Origin of the sequence: Paraburkholderia sp. RL17-373-BIF-A (genome assembly GCF_046030175.1) — a bacterium.
Classification (GTDB): domain Bacteria; phylum Pseudomonadota; class Gammaproteobacteria; order Burkholderiales; family Burkholderiaceae; genus Paraburkholderia.
In genome coordinates this window covers 111,026-129,195 of the sequence record NZ_JARESO010000009.1, presented here as the reverse complement: position 1 = coordinate 129,195, position 18,170 = coordinate 111,026, and the positions used below count along the sequence as shown (strand labels likewise).

Below are 18,170 nucleotides of genomic sequence, written 5' to 3'. Positions count from 1 at the left end.
GACACCAAGCAACGGTCAGTCCAATCATGAAGAAAACGGCCTTTCTCGCATTCGCGTTTGCAGTCACCTCGCTGGCTTTCGGGGCAACCGAACTGAGGATTTCCGCCGTCGCGATGGCGTCGCAATACGACAGCGACGTCGACGCCGCGACGAAATTCACCGATAAGCCGCTCGCTCTGACCGGCAAGCTGCTGTCCCTCGATTCCGGCCTGACCGATGACGTCATCGGCACGCTTGGCGACGACTCGGACTCCGCGGTACGCGTGACCTTTTCGGACAAAAAAAGCATCGACAAGATCCGCTCGCGCGTCGGCCAAAAGATCACGCTTCATTGTGTGGGCGCATTCTCGACCACGTTCCCGGCCGCGACCGATTGCAAGGTCAAGTAAGTCGAAGATGAAATTCCCTCACACGATAATGGCGATGGTGTGCGGCGTGGCGATTGCCGCAAGCGCGCACGCCCAGTCGACAGCCGACCTCCGGACGATCGCCCGCTTCGTCGAGTGCAAGCTCGACGCGCGTCAGATCGACCGCTTCATCGGCAGAGTCGACAACGCCACCGTGCCGGGTTTCGCAAGTCAGCCCTCGCACGAGAAGGCCGTCGATCTCGCCTGGAAAACGCAGAAACCGATCGAGGCCTGGGGTACATCGTCGAATCTGGTGTCGCTCGTATCGCCGCGGCAAATGCTGCTCGCGATTCCCGCAGCCCAAGGCGACGAAATCAACGTTGCCAGGCAATGGGCCGAACGCATCGGCGGCATGAGCGAAGGAGCCGGCACGATTTCACTGCGCGAAAACGCGCATTGGCGAGGCGTCGACTATCGCAAGCCGGTCGGCGAGAAGGAAATCAGATTGCTTGTCGATCAGCAGGAAAGCCCGGGCTGGATTCTGCTCGGATGCGCCTACGACAAACTCTTTTCCCATGGCAACTAAACCGACCTGATCCAGCATGAGCGCAGCCGCTGCCCAGACTACCGCCGTTGTCCGAACCGAAGTCGCCATCGCGCCGCTCGTCACCATCGCCAAGGAGGATGTCGGCTCCGCGCTCGAGCAATTCGATGCGTGGCTCAAGAGCGTCAGTGACGGCTACATCACGCTGGAGCGCGTCGAGCAACTGGCCAATTACATTCCGGTCGTTTCGAACATTCTGTCGGCGATCGATGTCGTGATGGATATCAAACGGCTGATCGAAGCGGAGTCGAAAGACTTCTTCGATTATCTGAATCTGGGTATCGACCTCGTCGGCGTGATCCCGCTGCCGCCCGTGATGGGCGAGTTCCGTATGGGCGCGCGACCCCTGATGAAGCTCGCTCGCGAGGAACTCGCGAAGAGCGCCAAGGCCGTGGCGGAGGGCGGCGCGCAGATGATCGCCGATACGATCATCTCGGTGCTGGTGGCGCACATCAGCGCGAAGTTCGCTGGCGATATCGAGAAATTCATTCAGGAAGTGCAGGCGAAGCTCGCCCAGATGCTCGACGATTGCGCGGATCATGCAAAGAAGCTGCTCGAAGGTCTTGCGCAGGTCTTCGAAGGCGCGGCATCGGGCAAGCTCTTCGACACGTCGGGCAACTATCGCGCGGCCGACAAACATCTCGCACAAGTCGGCGACGGCTTTGCCGCCCATGACGCGAGCAAGGTCGCCGAGAACCTGTGGTCGTATCTGAAAGACGGCACCAAGGTGCTGGTGAAGGACGCGGCGAATCTTGCGTCACGTGCAGCGAATGAAATCTCGCCGTCCACGAACCAACGGCTCAGGCAGATGGCCGCGGAAGCGCGCCATGCGATTCCGATGGTGATGGAGAAGATCAAGGGCTTGAATAGCGCGGATGTCGGCGGCCTGATCTGGATGCTCGACGCGCTGATGCAGGCCGTGGCGAAGTGGAAGGAAAAGCAGAAACACAAACAGACCGTCGGCATCAAGGCAGCCGGCAAGGTTGAAGCCGAGTTGAAGAAAACCGAAGGTGAACTGGAGACGATCGCGACGCAGGCGAAGGCCAAGCATCCGGGAGCGAGCGACTGCAAGAGCTGTGGCTTGGGACGCAGCGGCGGCTCGATCGGCTATGCACTCGGCGACGAACGCTTCGATCACCAGGACTTCGTTTTGCCCGGCGCAATGCCGGTGGTCTGGCGACGCACGTACCGTTCATTTCTCTCCGCCTACGACGAAAGCAATCTGGGCGCGCGCTGGATCACGCCTTACACCACGCGCTTCGATATCCACGCGGCGAAGCTTGTCTATCACGATCCGAGCGGACGCAGTCTCGACTACCCGCTGCTCAAGGCGGGTGAGACGCACGATGATCTCGCCGAAGATCTCACGCTCGCGCAGCTCGACAATCAATGGCTCACGCTCACGCGCGGCCATGAACTGCTCGAAGCGTACGAGAAACGCGGTGGTGCTTTCCGGCTCGCTTTCCTGAAGGACCGCAACGGCAGTCAGATCACGCTGGATTACGACGACGCGCATCGGCTCACGCGGCTGATCACCTCGCAAAGCATCGTCGTGTTTTCGCACGACGCGAGCGGCCGTCTGAGCGAAGCGGTGGAGATCGACCAGGAAGGCGAACGAGTCGGCACGCTGGTGCGTTACGCCTACGACCAGCATGGCGACCTGATTGCGGCAACCGACCGCCACGGCAATCGTCGCGAGTACGCCTATACACATCACCTCGTGACGCGATACACGGATCGTACTGGTCGTGGCATGAATCTCGAATGGGATGGCACGGGACCCAAGGCGAAGTGCGTGCGCGAATACGCGGACGACGGTAGCTTCGACACGCGTCTCGCGTGGCATCCGGATATCCGTCTCGTCGACGTGACTGACGGGCTCGGCAACCTCACCCGCTACTACTTCGATATCGACGGCTACACGTATCGGATCATTTACGCGGACGGCCTCGATGAGTGGTTCTACCGCGACTCCCAGCACAACCTGACGCAGCATATTTACCCGGACGGCAGCGTCGAGCGCTTCGCCTACGACGAGCGCGGCAACCTGATCGAACAGGCGCGCCCGGATGGCAGCGTGGTACGCATGGAGTACGACGCCAAGGATCAGATGACGGTCATCATCGATCCGCACGCGTATCGCTGGGCCCGCGAGTATGACGATGCAGGCAATGTCACCACGCAGATCGATCCGCTGGGTCACAAGACGCAATACAGCTATAACGCTCAGGGACAGCCGACCGAGATCGTCGACGCAAAGGGCGGCGCGAAGGCACTCGCTTATGATGCCGCGGGCCGCCTTGTCAGCTATACCGATTGTTCGGGCAAGACGACGCAGTGGACCTACGATGGAGAAGGCCGCCTGCTCGGGAGCAAAGACGCGGGCGGGCGGAGTGTCGCCTATCGCTATGGCGGCAACGGCCAACTGGCTCAAGTCCAATCTGCCGCGGGAATCGAGAAGCTGGAGTACGACGCCGAAGGCCGGCTCCTCGTGCATACGGATCCGCTGAACCAGGTCACCCGCTATGGATACGATGCCGCCGGGCGAATCGCGCATCGTCGTGATGCAACGGGCGAACTTCTGAGCTATCGCTACGACCGCGCCGGACGGCTGAGCGCACTCACCGATTCGAACCACGCGACTTACCAGTTTCACTACGATCCGGTTGGGCGCCTCCTCGAGGAAATCGGCTTCGACGGGATGACGACCCGGTACGGCTACGACGCGGCGACTGGCCAGTTACAAACCGTCGATGAAGCGGGACAAAAGACTCAGCTCGAATACGACAGCGGTGGACGCCTCGCGCGGCGCGTCGCCGGCGCCGGCGACGAGCGTTTCATGTACGACGGAACTGGCCGTCTGATCGATGCACAAAACGCCGTCAGCCGGGTGCAGCACTTCTTCGATCCAGTCGGCAATCTGGTACGCGAACATCACGCGCAAGCGTTATTCGGCGAGCGCCGCAGCTATGTGTGGCGGCATGAGTACGATGAGATCGGCACGCGCATCAAAACCGTGCGGCCCGATGGTCATGCCGTCGACTGGCTGGTGTATGGCACGGGCCACGTGCACGGCATGCAGCTCGACGGACAGGAATTGATTCAGTTCGAGCGCGACGACCTGCATCGTGAAACACAACGCACGCTGTCGAACCGGATTGCGCAGAACACGCGCTATGACCCGGTCGGACGGATGGAGTCCCAGGCGCTCAAACGCACCGGCGCACCCGCTGCGATCGTGGCACGGCGGTATCGGTACGATGCCGTGGGGCAACTGAAAGAGATCGACGACAGCCGGGACGGCGTGACGCGTTATCAGTACGATCCCGTCGGACGGCTGGTCGAAGCAATGAGCCCTTTTGCGACCGAACGTTTCGCATTCGATCCGGCGAGCAATATTGTCGATCCGGGCAATCCGGCCCAGGCACGCACTAGCGGCGGTCTGCAATCGAGTACCTTGCCGGCGCAGACGCCGAGAGTGCTGGGCAATCTTTTGAAGGACTACGCCGGCACACACTTTACCTACGATGCCCGCGGCAACCTGATTTCCAAACGCTCGGCAGGCGCCGAGCAGCGCTACGAGTGGGACGAATTCAACCGGATGACGGCGGCCAGTGTTGCTGAGCCGGCGCGCCATCACGAGGCGCGTTATTTCTACGACGCGTTCGGGCGCCGTATCGGTAAAGAGGTCGACGGCAAACGCACGACGTTCGGCTGGGACGGCGATACGCTGGCGTACGAAAGCGCCGATGAAGGCAGCACGCATTATGTATATGAAGCGGGGTCATTCGTGCCGCTGGCGCAGTTCGTCTCCGGCGCGATCGCGGGTATCGCTACGCCCGATTGGAAGCAGACCGATCGCTATGCGCCGGAAGACGATCCGCTGCTGAAGCCTGTCGTTCTTCCGCCCCCCGCGCACATCTTTTACTACCACTGCGATCAGCTCGGCACGCCGCAACTGCTTACCGATGAATTCGGTGAAGTCGTCTGGGAAGCCAAATACAAGGCCTGGGGTGAGGCGCTCAATGTAATCGCGCGCGTGTCGAAAGCGACGGCCAGCGCTGTGCGGAATCCAATTCGCTTCCAGGGTCAACACTACGACGACGAAACCGGCCTCGCGTACAACCGTCACCGATACTACGATCCGGGCACCGGACGTTTTACGTCCAAAGATCCGATCGGACTGCTGGCCGGCGGGAATGTGTACCAGTACGCGCCGAATCCCACGGGCTGGATCGACCCGTTGGGGCTCAAGAAGAAAGCGCAAACACCGAACAAGGATTGCTGCCAGAAGGATCCCTGTGCCGGCAAAGACCCGGCTGCGCAGGCGCGAAGCTGGCAAGGCAAAGACCCTTATCCCGGAGTCGACTCCTACACGAACACGGTCTTGAAGCGCGGTACAGTGTTGTACACGTTGTACCCGTATGCGCCGCCCGACAAGATCGCGACCGCTTTGCCTGGTAACTATTTCTCCGACGCTCGCACGATTCTCAACACAGGCGGGTCAGCGCGCGAGTACAACGATATGACGCAGATTTCGCACGCAGGCAATACAGTCGACGCCCGCCCGATGAGAAGCCAATTGAGGGCATTCGTTGTCACCAAGGACATTTGCGTGGCGAAGGGACAGTCGCTCGCCAATCCCAACCTGGGCAAAGGCGGAGGCACTCAGTATTTCGTATCGAGCGCCGACAAGGGCAGCCTCGTCGGCGGCAATATTTTGAAGTTTGGGAGTTAATGAAAGATGGCTACGTTCGATTTTTCCACTGGCACGCTGGCTATCGATGCGTCAACGAACCTGTTTCGGGGTAGGCCGTCGCCTGACGAATCGCCTTTGACAGGAGCAACGGAACTGGCGAAGTACGGCGAGTGGGAAAACTACGGCATCAAGAGCGTGAAAGTTTGGGGCAAGACGTTCGGCGTGACGGCTCGCTTTTGCGACAAAAAGCTCGCAATGCTCGACTTCGTTTGGACCGATGGCGTGGCCAAAAAGCTCGACTGGTCGGCGACCGAGGAAGATCTCGTCAAGGAGAAGAAGACGCTGTCGAAAATAATCGCCACAGAAGCACAATCGCCTTGTGTATCGTCCACGACAGGCGCGGATACCTTTGTCTTTAGCTGGGGGACGCTTACGGTGCACGCCGACCTACGCTCGATGGGTGTGACGACAAGCGTCGCATACACAGGCAGAGCGTAAGCGGATTACATGACAGGCCGAAAACTCGGCTGAGCGCGCACAAACTCCAGCTCCCAGAGATAACATGAAACGATATCTGGTTTTGAACGGCGACAAGACGACCGCCAATGGCGTTGTTCAAGCCGTTCCCACCTCCATTCAATTGAGCGACAAAGACGTCGCCCACGAAGGAGATCCGGTTGCATGTCCCGCTTGCAATACAAGGGGGAAGATACAGTGCGATGGACCGCGCCAGATCATGACCGCACCGGACGGAAGGCATGCAGCCTTGAGCGACGATCTCTGTATATGCGGTTGCCATCCGCCGCCGCGACTGGTGTCGTCGCAGCAGATGATGTCCGTCGATGCCTAGCGAATCACCGGTGTATCCGTGGTCAACCTAATCCGCAACGAGGCTCAGTAAAAAGGAGCGAAAGAATATCGCTGCCGGGCCATTTACAGGCATGCACGCTATTTTTACCGAATTCGTGCGCGTGTCGAATTGGCGCGGAACAAATTCCGATTTAACATTTGTTTCCATTGAATCGATTGCGGTAAACGTCTGATCTTTTGTATTATCGCGCGATAGCGCGGGGGCGCGAATTGCATAAAAAGAGGCGGTATGGGCGCGCAGGACATTATCGCGGCAATTAAAGGCGGGTTGTTGCAGAGTGACCGTCTGCTTAAACTCGATACACCACTGGGCGCGAACGTCCTTTTGCCACAGAGGCTGGTGGGCTATTCCCGTATCGGCCGTAATTACGAATTCACGCTGGATACGGTTTCAACCACCGACAATATCGAACTCAAGAGGCTGATCGCCCAGCCTGTCACGCTGTGGATCCAGCAAACCGACCAGTCGTATGCCCCGCACCACGGTTATGTCCATACCGCCCGTCGTTTAGGCTCCGACAGCGCGATTACCAGCTATCAGATCGGCTTTGTCTCATGGATGCATTTTCTGCGCTTCAGAAAAGATGCACGCATCTGGCAGGATAAAACCGTCGATGAAATTCTCACGGATGTATTCAATATGCATCCGCAGGCGCAGGGTGCTTTCCGCTTCAGCTTGAGAAACCCATTGCCGCAGCGTTCATTCTGCGTGCAATTCGAGGATGACTGGAATTTCTGTCAAAGGCTGATGGAAACGGAAGGCCTGTTCGGCTATTTCGAACAGGCTACCGACGGCAAATCGCACACGCTGGCCGTTACCGACGATATCGCTACCCTGCAACCGCTTTCGCCGCAAACGGTGGATTTCTACCACTCGGGCACCAACAGCGAAACCGATGCCTTCGTGCAATGGAGCGGCACGCGCACGCTGCAAAGTACTTCGCTCACTACGCGCACGTTCGACTACAAGTCGCCGTCCACCGGGTCGAATCCGAAAGGCACCACGATCCCGACGCTGGGTACCCAGGGTGACCTGCCGCAGCAGGCCGAAGTGTACGAATACACAGGCGCCTACACGTACGGCAAGCAGGACCGCGGTGATCAGCTCTCGAAAGTGAGAATGGAAGAGTGGGAATCGCGCGCGAAGCGTTTCCACGGCGTGGGTGCAGTGCGTCGTGTCGACGCCGGCCGCTGGTTCGAACTGCAGGACCATCCGGAGCACAGTACGGGTAGCCAGCAGGATCGGCAGTTTGCGGTGATCGCCGTCGACTGGATCGTGGAGAACAACCTGCCGGTCTCGAGCGGCACGACGGATTTCCCACATAGCCTGAAGCAAACGATCTCTACGGTCCGTGCGCAGCATGCCAGCGATCCAGCGCTGATCGTCAAAGCCACGGACGGCGGCGAAGGCTTCTTCATGGCAACGATTGAAGCCCAACGCAAGGCCATCCCGTTCCGCAGTCCGCTCGAACATCACAAGCCGAAAATGCACATGCAGACGGCGACCGTGGTGGGACCGCAAAACGAAGAGGTTTTCACCGACTCCCTGAACCGCGTCAAAGTCCAGATGCACTGGGACCGGCTGAATCCCGGCGACGAGAACGCCTCCTGCTGGGTACGTGTTTCCCAATCGAATGCCGGCGGAGGGCACGGTGGAGTGCACGTCCCGCGCATCGGCGAGGAAGTGATCATTTCGTTCCTCGACGGCGACTGCGATCGACCGATTGTCACCGGTCGCGTCTACAACGGCGCGAAAACGCCGGACTGGCATTCGAACGGTATTCTCTCCGGCTACAAGTCCAAGGAATACCAGGGCAGCGGCTACAACCAGATGGTGATGGACGATGCCACCGGCCAGAACCGCGTGCAGATGTACAGCAGCAGCGCTAACTCGCAACTGCATCTCGGCTATCTGATCGCGCAAACCGGCAACGCGCGCGGCGCCTATCTGGGCAGCGGTTTCGACTTGAAGTCGGACGCATACGGTGCAGTGCGAGCTGCACAAGGCATGTACGTCTCGACGCATCAGACAACCGGCGCAGCGAGCCAGCCGCTCGATACACGCGAAGCGGGCAGCCAGCTGGTCAATTCGGAAAGCGTGATCGAGTCGCTCAGCCAGGCGAGCGAAACGCATCAGGCCGAGAGCCTGAAAGATGGCTACGACTCGCTGAAGTCCTTCACCGACGCCACGCAGAACAGCGTCTCGGGGGCGACAGGCAGCGGAGGCAATACAGCCGGTGGCGGCACCGGCAGCGCGAACGCATTCAAGGAACCGATCATGCTGTTCGCAACGCCTGCAGGCATCGCGATGTCAACGCAGAAGTCGGTTCATATCGCGGCAAACGAGCACGTCAATCTGGTCAGTGGTCAGAGCACACATATCGCAACCGGCAAATCACTGCTGGCAAGCGTCAGCGAAAAAATCAGTCTGTTCGTTCAGAACGCGGGCATGAAGCTGTTCGCGGCGAAGGGCAAAGTCGAAATCCAGGCCCAGTCCGACAACATCGAAATCACCGCGCAAAAGAGCCTGAAGCTGCTATCGGCGACGGAAAAAATCGAGGTCGTTGCCAAGCAGGACATCCTGTTGACGAGTGGCGGCGCGTACATCCGCCTGAAAGACGGAAACATCGAAATCCACGCGCCGGGAAAAATCGATATCAAAGGCAGCAGCCATTCCTTCGCCGGGCCCACGAGCCTGTCGAGCAAGCCGCCCGCGCTCCCCTCCGGCGAAGGCCCGTACAACGAGCAGTTCAAGATTCACGACAAGCACACCGGCGAGGCCGCCCCCTACGTGCGCTACCGCGTCGAGACTGCGGAAGGCAAGGTGTTCGAGGGCATGACCGATGAACAGGGTCTCACCTCGCGCATCATGACGAGCACGCCGAGTGCCCTGAAAGTTTTCCTCGATACCTGATTCCGGCCAACGAGTACGCGCGCATCCTTTGGGTGCGCTGATTCTTTCGCCCATTCAAGCAGACCGACATCCATGAACGCTCCGAGCACAAGTCACGCGCCAGACGGCAACGGCACCACTAACACGACACCCGACAGTCTCGTGCACGTGCCGCACGATCCGGCGCCCATGCTCTACTTCCGGCCCGAGACGGGAGAATTCATTCTCGTGCCGGCGGAGGACGTCAGCGGTCTGCAAAGCGAATGCAATCTGCTGCATGACCGCGTCGACAAATTTCACAAGGCGAATGAGAAGCTCGACGTGGTGCTGAAGGCCTATGCCGAGGACGTACAGAAGCATATGTCCGATCCGCGCGCCGGTGAGGCGCACAAGGCCGCCGTCGACGATGCCCTCAAGGAACGCGAGACTGCGCACAAGGCGTTAAAAAAGGAACTGGAGCCGCTCAGCAAGCTGGATAGCAAAGACCTCACCATGGTCGAGTTGATCCCGATTCATATCGACGGCGATGGAAAAAAATCCGTCAAGTTCGCCAAGTACAAACTCCACTACGTACGCTCGAACAAGATCAAGGCGGGCTGGCATAAATTCGGGCCCGCTGCTTTCGAAGACATGAAGGGCCGCAAGGAAGAAAAAGAAACCGGTGCGAAAAGCTTCATCAAGAAAAATGCGAACGGCAAGTACAAGATCGACGTCGATAAGCTGAAAGAAGGCGTGCTCATTAATCGCGAGAGCAAGATCAAGTCGCAGCTGTACGAAAAGACCAAAGTGTCCTCGGAGATCGTCGAGAAGCATGTGACGGGGACGCTTTTCGCTTGGGCGGAAGAGTGGAACAAGGATCTCAGTTACAGCGCTGGCGCGGAGGAACCGGCGGAACGTGGTGAGGGCGAGAAGAAAGAGACGGAGAAACCCAAGCAGACCGCATTCGGCAACAACGTCAGCATCGAGGCCAAAGCGCAGTTGATGCGGTATCTGGCTGGCGCGGGATTGGACACGGAGTGGCAACCGCAAAAGGGCCGCGTGGCCATCAAGGCGTCGGCGCAGGCCGAATTCGCTATCGCCGAAGGCAAGGTTTCCGGCGCGTTCTACTATCCGGACATCGCCGGCTGGATGTGGAGTCTGGACGGCGATGACGGCAAGACTTATCCGCTCGGTGCGGTTCGATTCAAGTGTGAACTCGGCTTGTCGGGGATGGTGGGCGCAAGTATGGTCGCGCAGTTGGGCGTCGTCGTCGACTATCGCGACGAAAAGCGCAAAGACCTGGGTCTGTACGGCGCAGCGGTCGACAACCCCACTACGAAGCAACGCGAAATCAAGGTAGGTGGCAAGCCAGTCGATCCAAGCGCGAATGCCGACCTCGACGTATTCGCCGGTGCGCGCGCGGATCTGTCGCTCGAAGGCGCGCTCGAGTGGATGGAGCCAGCGAAGCAAGGGCCGAGTGGGAAGTACAAACCATTCGCCAAGGTCGGCGATACCATCACCGCAATGGCGGGCGCCGGACTTACCTGCATGCTCGACGTGAGCTACGCGGCGGGCCGTTTCAGAATCAAGGCGAAGGCCGGACTATGCCTGGGCGTGGGAGCGAAAGGCGACATCGAGGTGTCGGTCGACGCGCTGCGCATTGCTGAATTCGTCAAATGGTTCTTCTACCAGCTTTATCACGCGAACTTCCAAAAGTTGAAGTTCGTCGAAACGACCGCCTTTAACGCCTTCTCACATATTCAGGTGATGGTCATTCAAGGCATTCAGGATCTGGCCTCCACCGTCGGTCAGGAAGTCGATGAAATAAACAGGCTTTTCACGGACCTCATCGAGGAATACGAGAAAGAGGCCGCACGCGTGCAATTGATGAACCGCGTTCTCAGCAATCCATGGATGCTCCAGTACGCGACGCCCGAAGCGAAGGGCATCATGATCTATCAGTTGACTCGCCATTGGTACGCGACGGATGGCATCGACATGGCTAATCACAAGTACGGTCGGTGGTACGGGAATCGCAAGGATGCTGTTAAGCAGATCCTCAAGTGGTCGCACACCAAGCACGATCTGAACAACGTCGTCCAGCACATCCATCCGCAGGGGCGCTCCGGCGACATTACTGTGCGGCGACAACAGCTAAAGGAATTTCTCGAGATGTCGCTGACGAGCGCTCCTGCGGGAGACGGGAAAGAAATTGACGATTACTACGACAGCCTGCAAGCGATGCTGAAAGTCGACCCCACGCCTGGCTATGCCGTCGCGCAGGTCGACTCGACCGATTACCAGTTCCAGGCTGCCGTGGGCAGACACCCGTTTTACGACAACATGCCGGACGTGCGGGTGGTCTGACGGCGCGCCGCGAAATTCACAGAGGGCTGGTCTTTTGCACCGCGCAGCGGAAGGTCAGCGTGACAGCCGTGGGTCCTAACGTGCGCCCGTCCTTGGTTTTGATGACGTAACCGGCAGGCGGCGCCTTGTAGCGATAAACCGTCATGGCGGTTTCGGAGTTGTCGCCTTCCGCGCCACGAATCACTTTCATGGTCCCGCTCGCCGGTCCCGTGGGATTCTTGGCCGGTGAGTGTTCATAGTAGTCCGGGGCGAACCAGTCGTTGACCCAGTCTCGACCGTCGACACCGATGTCGTAAAGACCCAAGGCGTTCGGCGGATATTTGCCGACGGGATAAACATATTGTGAAACGGCGGTATCAGGCGTGTACTTCTGCTCGACCGTATCGGCGGATGGCAGGTTGTGATCCGCTTCGTACTTGCCGTTGTTCGTTCCGAAAATGACCGGCTTGCCACCCGAACGGGCGGCATATTCCCATTGCGCTTCAGTAGGCAGATCGACCGGCGCGCCGCTTTGCTTGCCAAGCCACTCGCAATAATCTTTGGCCATCTGCCACGGAACGCCGGCCGGGTGGTCGGCGGCCCTGTATTGCCGATCCGCTTTGTCTTGCGGCCACGATGATTTGCCCGTCGCAGCGGTATAGATATCGAGGTCTGCGTACGTGACCTTGTACTTGCTGATCGAAAAACTATCCAGCGTCACCGAATGAGCAGGTTTGTTTTCCTGCTGCGACGTAAATGGAAGTTTTTCCGGTGTCACTTGCGGACCGAAATCTCCCATCGTGAAGGTCCCGCCCTTCACGAAAATCATATCCGCGAGCGATTTTTTGACGAGTGCTGTGACTTCAGGAGATTGGCCAGTCTGGCTGCATGCCGGGAAAGAAAATGCGAATACCGTCAGCGGGACAACTGTAAGCTTAACGAACTTTGGCAATGGCAAATGCATGCGTTCAATCTCCGGGCGGATGGCTAATGGATTATAAGTTCGATCCGGAGCTTTCGACATTTTCAATTGCAACAAGTCGGGTCGAGTTTCGATACAAGATGCATCGATCAACCAAGGACTCGGATGCGCCCGTTCGAAGCAAGTCCGCAGATAGTAGTGCAATGAAAACAGTGTGACTTGCCGAGTGGATTTCAACTGAGAGGCGTGCTTGACCAGCCGCCCCGCGTGGCGACAATAAGCGAGCCGCCCGGAGCTTGTCAATGCATTGGCAGTACGAAGCGACTTTTCGCCATAGACGGATGGCGACAATCTGACGGTCGCGTCGTCGAACGGACGGGCGCAGCGCAGTTCACGCCGGACCAACGCGATGCGGTTGCGCGACGCCACGCGCCCAAAGTTATCCACAGCCCCCTCTGGACAACTTTTGTACAAGCCGTCTAACACGTTGTGGGTGGAACCTTGATAAAAACGCGACGTCGCCAGGTCGCACAAAAGTTTTCCCTGGCTCCGTGTTCCTGTGCGCGCACGCTCCGCAGGGTTATCGATTCCGCAGTGCGTTGATCCGTAAACGAAGTTTCAAGTTATCCACAGAAAGATGCGAGGCTTGTTAACTATTACTACGTATACATATACAAAGACTATAAAAACCAGAGAAGCATCCGCGCAGCACGCTGCACAAGCGAGCACCGGGCAGGCAAACCGTCAAACCAGCGGTAAACAGATCTCCGTGATGAGATCGGCTGGCGCCGTATCCTTCGGGCTATTCAGATACTCCTCGAATACCGGCGCGTCGGCCGCTTCTCGCCCGGACTGCACGAGCCACGTCCCGTACAACCACTCATACGCGGCACGCATATCGCTATACGGTCCTTGATGTCGCAACACCGCATACTCACCGCCCTTCACATGCGCCACGGAAACCGGCGGACTCACCGTCACGGACGCCTGAACCGGATGCGGCAACAACACCCCAGCCTTCGACCGCAACTCACTCTCCGCAACAACGCCAGGGTCGTCGTAGTAAACGCCGATCATGCGCATCTCAGCCGCGAGCAAATTGTGTTTTGCGAGCCAGCCGAACAGCGCGTCGAACGCCTTGCCGATCTGCATATACGGTCCAACGTGATCCACCGACAAAACCGCCATCGTCTCCACGTGACGAATCACCACTTCACGCATCGTCATTTGATCGTCTCCTGATAGCGCCGGCCGAAACCGGCTATGGGTGCCTTGCTTGCGATACTGCGCCGGCGGCATGCCAAACGCCGCGCGAAAAGTGCGGGAAAAAGATTGCAGACTGCTGTAGCCGGAGCGCTCGGCAATTTCCGCAATCGGCATGGAACCGTTCGCCAGATAGCCGGCCGCGCGATGCAGCCGTAAACGCCGCACCGTGGTGGCCACCGTCTCGCCATACATCGCCTGATAAATCCGGTGCCAGTGGTACGGCGACAGACAGGCAATTTCCGCCAGACGACCGATGTCGAGCGGCTCTTCGAGATGATCGTAAATATGGTCGAGCACGCGGCCGAGCCGGGTTTCATAGGGAGCTCGATTACCTGATTCGGTCATGGCTGGTGAACACCAAATGAGCACAAAAATTGTCGAACGGATGCGAACGAAAGTACCACGTCCCCATTTACCAAATCCTGCGAACTTCACCCTTAACGCGACGCGCAATTAAGCACCCACTGACACTACGCCGCCAGAACTTTGCCGAATTTCGATAACACTTCGAATAATGGCTCACTACTATCGGCTGAAGCCTGTCCGCCCAATGCACCGCAAAGCCTTGCGGCGTCGAGCCGGCGGCACCATCAGGGAGCTCCCGATGAAATCAGAGTCCAAGAATCAGCACGTCGGCAAAGTCACGCATCACGAGTTGAAGCAGACGCTCGGCACGTGGCAACTGTGGGGCATCGCGGTCGGTCTCGTCATTTCCGGCGAGTATTTCGGCTGGAGTTATGGGTGGGCGAGCGCCGGCACGCTCGGCTTCGTCATCACGGCGATTTTCATTGCCGCGATGTATACGACGTTCATTTTCAGTTTCACGGAACTCACCACCTCGATTCCGCACGCGGGCGGCCCGTTCGCCTACGCTCGCCACGCGTTCGGCCCAACCGGCGGTTATCTGGCCGGCGCGGCAACGCTTGTCGAATTCGTGTTTGCACCGCCGGCCATTGCGCTCGCGATCGGTGCGTACCTGCACGTGCAGTTTCCGGGTCTCGAACCGAAACACGCGGCGATGGGCGCGTATCTCATCTTTATGGCGCTGAATATCGTCGGTGTGCAGATTGCCGCGGCGTTCGAGTTGTGTGTGACGCTGCTCGCGATTTTCGAACTGCTGGTTTTCATGGGCGTCGTGTCGCCGGGTTTTCAGTGGTCGAACTTCACCAAAGGCGGCTGGTCCGGTGCCGACACCTTCAGCATGGGCTCGTTTCACGGGATGTTCGCGGCAATTCCGTTCGCAATCTGGTTTTTCCTCGCGATCGAAGGCGTGGCCATGGCCGCCGAAGAAGCCAAAAACCCGAAGCGCTCGATTCCGATTGCCTACGTCGCAGGCATTCTGACGCTGGTGGTGCTCGCCATTGGCGTGATGGTGTTTGCCGGCGCGGCAGGCGACTGGACCAAGCTGTCGAACATCAACGATCCGCTGCCGCAGGCGATGAAATTCATCGTCGGCGAACATAGCGGCTGGATGCATATGCTGGTGTGGCTGGGTCTCTTCGGACTCGTCGCGTCGTTTCACGGCATCATCCTCGGCTATTCGCGGCAAATCTTCGCGCTGGCGCGCGCCGGCTATCTGCCGGAGTGGCTCTCGAAGGTGCACCCGCGCTTCAAGACGCCGCATCGCGCGATCATTGCGGGCGGCGTGGTCGGCATCGCGGCGATCTACAGCGACGAGCTGATCCAGTTCGGCGGCCAGACGCTGACGGCGAACATCGTGACGATGTCCGTATTTGGGGCTATCGTGATGTATATCATCAGCATGTTGTCGCTGTTCAAGCTGCGCCGCACCGAGCCGAACATGGAGCGACCGTTCCGCGCGCCGCTGTTTCCGGTCTTTCCGGCGTTCGCGCTGGTGGCCGCGGTCATCTGTCTGGCGACGATGGTCTACTTCAATTTTCTGGTGGCGATCGTGTTCGCAATCTTTCTCGCGCTGGGCTACGTCTACTTCCTGATGACGCGCCATCAACGCGAAGCCGCGCCGGCGGACGCCTTGCTCGAGGAATGACGGATCGAGCCGCTGCGCGAGCAGCGGCGATGGAGTCGTAAAGATGAGCTACACCGAGACGATCGGCAGCCGCACGTATCGCTTTGCCGATCTGAAAACCCTGATGGCGAAGGCCAGCCCGCAACGCTCCGGCGACCAGCTCGCGGGCGTGGCGGCAGCGAGTGAGGAAGAACGCGTCGCGGCCAAGATGGCGCTCGCGCAAGTGCCGCTGCGCACCTTCCTCAACGAAGCGCTGATTCCCTATGAAAGCGACGAAGTCACGCGTCTCGTGATCGACGATCATTCGCCGCAGGCATTCGCTGAGATATCTCACCTCACAGTCGGTGACTTTCGCAACTGGCTGTTGAGCAGCACGACCGATGCCGACGCGCTCACGCGTATCACCGCGGGCCTCACGCCGGAGATGGTCGCCGCGGTGTCCAAACTGATGCGCAATCAGGATCTGATCGCGGCGGCGCGCAAACGTCCGGTGATCACGCGCTTTCGCAACACGGTCGGTTTACCGGGGCACATGTCGGTGCGTTTGCAACCGAATCATCCGACCGACGACGTCAAAGGCATCGCCGCCTCGATGCTCGACGGCCTGATGTACGGTTGCGGCGACGCGATGATCGGCATCAACCCGGCCAGCGACAATCTCGCCGCGATCACCAAGTTGTTGCTGATGATCGACGACTTCCGCCAACGCTATCAGGTGCCGACGCAATCGTGCGTGCTGACCCACGTCACCAATACGATTGCCGCAATTGAAAAAGGTGCGCCGGTCGATCTGGTGTTTCAGTCGATTGCGGGCACGGAGAAAGCGAACGCGGGCTTCGGCATTTCGCTCGCGCTGCTGCAAGAAGCGTATGAAGCGGGACTCTCGTTAAAGCGTGGTACGGTCGGCAATAACCTGATGTACTTCGAAACCGGCCAGGGCAGCGCGTTGTCGGCGGATGCGCATTTCGGCGTGGACCAGCAGACGTGCGAAGTGCGCGCCTACGCAGTTGCACGCAAGTTCAATCCGTTCCTGGTGAACACGGTGGTCGGCTTCATCGGGCCGGAGTATCTGTACGACGGTAAGCAGATCACACGCGCCGGTCTCGAAGATCACTTCTGCGGCAAACTGCTCGGTGTGCCGATGGGTTGCGACATCTGCTACACGAACCATGCCGAAGCCGATCAGGACGACATGGACAACCTGCTCACGCTGCTCGGCGTGGCGGGCATCAACTTCATCATGGGCATTCCCGGCGCCGACGACGTCATGCTCAACTATCAAAGCACGTCCTTCCATGACGCGCTTTACGTGCGGGATGTACTCGGTTTGCGCCGCGCGCCGGAATTCGAAGAATGGCTGGAGTCGATGCAGATCACCGACGCCCGCGGCGCGTTGCTCAGCGCATCGACGCAACAACCCTTGCTGGAAGGGGCGCGCGACTGGATGGGCATCGCATGAGCGACTTCCTCGAAAAGAATCCGTGGAACGCGCTGCGGCAGTTCACCAACGCGCGCATCGCGTTGGGCCGCGCGGGCAATAGCTTGCCGACCGCGCCGCTGCTCGCGTTCAACCTGTCGCACGCGCAGGCGCGCGACGCTGTGCATCATCCGCTGGACACGGACGTGTTGCACGAGCAATTGCGCGCGCAAAACTTCAAGACGCTCGACGTACATAGCGCCGCGCCGGATCGCGAGCACTATTTGCGGCGTCCCGATCTTGGGCGTCGTTTATCGGAAGAGAGTCGCGTGGCGCTGGCAGCGGTTCCGAACGATTCGCCGGAAGTGGTCTTCGTGATCGGCGATGGTCTTTCGGCGTTCGCCGCATCGAAGCAATCGATCCCGCTGCTGCAAGCCGTCGTTCCCCGTCTCGCGGATTGGAAGATCGGCCCGGTCGTGGTCGCGCGTCAGGCGCGCGTCGCGTTGGGTGACGAGATTGGCGAGTTGCTGAATGCGAAACTGGTGGTGATGCTGATCGGTGAGCGGCCGGGTTTGAGTTCGCCCGATAGCCTCGGAATTTATCTTACGTACGCGCCGAAAGTGGGCTGTAGCGACGCGCAACGCAACTGTATTTCGAATGTGCGTCCCGAAGGACTCGACTATCCGTTAGCCGCGCACAAGCTGCACTATCTGCTGACGCATGCAAGGCTTCTGGGTCTGACCGGCGTCGGCCTGAAAGACGACAGCGATGCGCTGCTGGCAGGTACACCATCGGCACCCGCCGTCAGCGACGATTCAAACTTGAGCGGAACGTAAACGA

The 18,170-nt window shown here is 59.2% G+C and carries 12 protein-coding genes; 10 read left to right on the top strand and 2 right to left on the bottom strand.

Translation table 11 applies throughout. The annotated features are described in order from the left end of the window. Positions 1–26 precede the first annotated feature (26 nt). The 7 genes from P0D80_RS13765 to P0D80_RS13735 all read left to right on the top strand — a co-directional run bounded on the left by P0D80_RS13765 (position 27) and on the right by P0D80_RS13735 (position 11,759). Positions 27–389, top strand: a complete 363-nt coding sequence (locus P0D80_RS13765; RefSeq protein ID WP_408284535.1) for a hypothetical protein — start codon at positions 27–29, stop codon at positions 387–389. A 7-nt stretch (positions 390–396) separates the two neighbouring features. Beyond that, positions 397–933, top strand: a complete 537-nt coding sequence (locus tag P0D80_RS13760) for a hypothetical protein (protein WP_408284532.1) — start codon at positions 397–399, stop codon at positions 931–933. Positions 934–949: 16 nt separating this feature from the next. Then, complete coding sequence (locus P0D80_RS13755; protein WP_408284529.1) at positions 950–5,689, top strand: RHS repeat-associated core domain-containing protein; 4,740 nt, start codon at positions 950–952, stop codon at positions 5,687–5,689. Between the two features lie 6 nt (positions 5,690–5,695). Next, entirely contained in the window at positions 5,696–6,148 is a 453-nt protein-coding gene (locus tag P0D80_RS13750; protein WP_408284527.1) for a hypothetical protein, read from the top strand. Positions 6,149–6,212: 64 nt separating this feature from the next. After that, positions 6,213–6,500, top strand: a complete 288-nt coding sequence (locus tag P0D80_RS13745; RefSeq protein ID WP_408284524.1) for a PAAR domain-containing protein — start codon at positions 6,213–6,215, stop codon at positions 6,498–6,500. Positions 6,501–6,749: 249 nt separating this feature from the next. After that, positions 6,750–9,434 carry a type VI secretion system Vgr family protein gene (locus P0D80_RS13740; protein WP_408284522.1) on the top strand — a complete coding sequence of 895 codons (2,685 nt, stop codon included), beginning with the start codon at positions 6,750–6,752 and terminating at the stop codon, positions 9,432–9,434. Between the two features lie 72 nt (positions 9,435–9,506). Continuing rightward, positions 9,507–11,759, top strand: coding sequence for a hypothetical protein (locus tag P0D80_RS13735; protein WP_408284519.1), 2,253 nt, complete (start codon positions 9,507–9,509; stop codon positions 11,757–11,759). Between the two features lie 16 nt (positions 11,760–11,775). Here the strand turns inward: P0D80_RS13735 and P0D80_RS13730 are convergent, their stop codons facing one another. After that, entirely contained in the window at positions 11,776–13,107 is a 1,332-nt protein-coding gene (locus tag P0D80_RS13730) for a formylglycine-generating enzyme family protein (protein ID WP_408284516.1), read from the bottom strand. A gap of 297 nt (positions 13,108–13,404) precedes the next feature. Further along, complete coding sequence (locus P0D80_RS13725; RefSeq protein WP_408284513.1) at positions 13,405–14,271, bottom strand: AraC family transcriptional regulator; 867 nt, start codon at positions 14,269–14,271, stop codon at positions 13,405–13,407. A 259-nt stretch (positions 14,272–14,530) separates the two neighbouring features. On the opposite strand from P0D80_RS13725, the gene eat reads away from it, so the two are divergent. From eat to eutC, 3 genes are read left to right on the top strand one after another with little or no spacing between them, the layout of a single operon-like run. Next, positions 14,531–15,934, top strand: a complete 1,404-nt coding sequence (gene eat, locus P0D80_RS13720) for an ethanolamine permease (protein ID WP_132376443.1) — start codon at positions 14,531–14,533, stop codon at positions 15,932–15,934. A 43-nt stretch (positions 15,935–15,977) separates the two neighbouring features. Continuing rightward, positions 15,978–17,372, top strand: a complete 1,395-nt coding sequence (locus P0D80_RS13715) for an ethanolamine ammonia-lyase subunit EutB (RefSeq protein ID WP_132376442.1) — start codon at positions 15,978–15,980, stop codon at positions 17,370–17,372. Then, positions 17,369–18,166 (top strand): ethanolamine ammonia-lyase subunit EutC, encoded by a 798-nt coding sequence (gene eutC / locus P0D80_RS13710; protein WP_408284508.1) that lies wholly within the window; start codon positions 17,369–17,371, stop codon positions 18,164–18,166. Before P0D80_RS13715 ends, eutC begins: the two co-directional genes overlap by 4 nt. Positions 18,167–18,170: the final 4 nt, after the last annotated feature.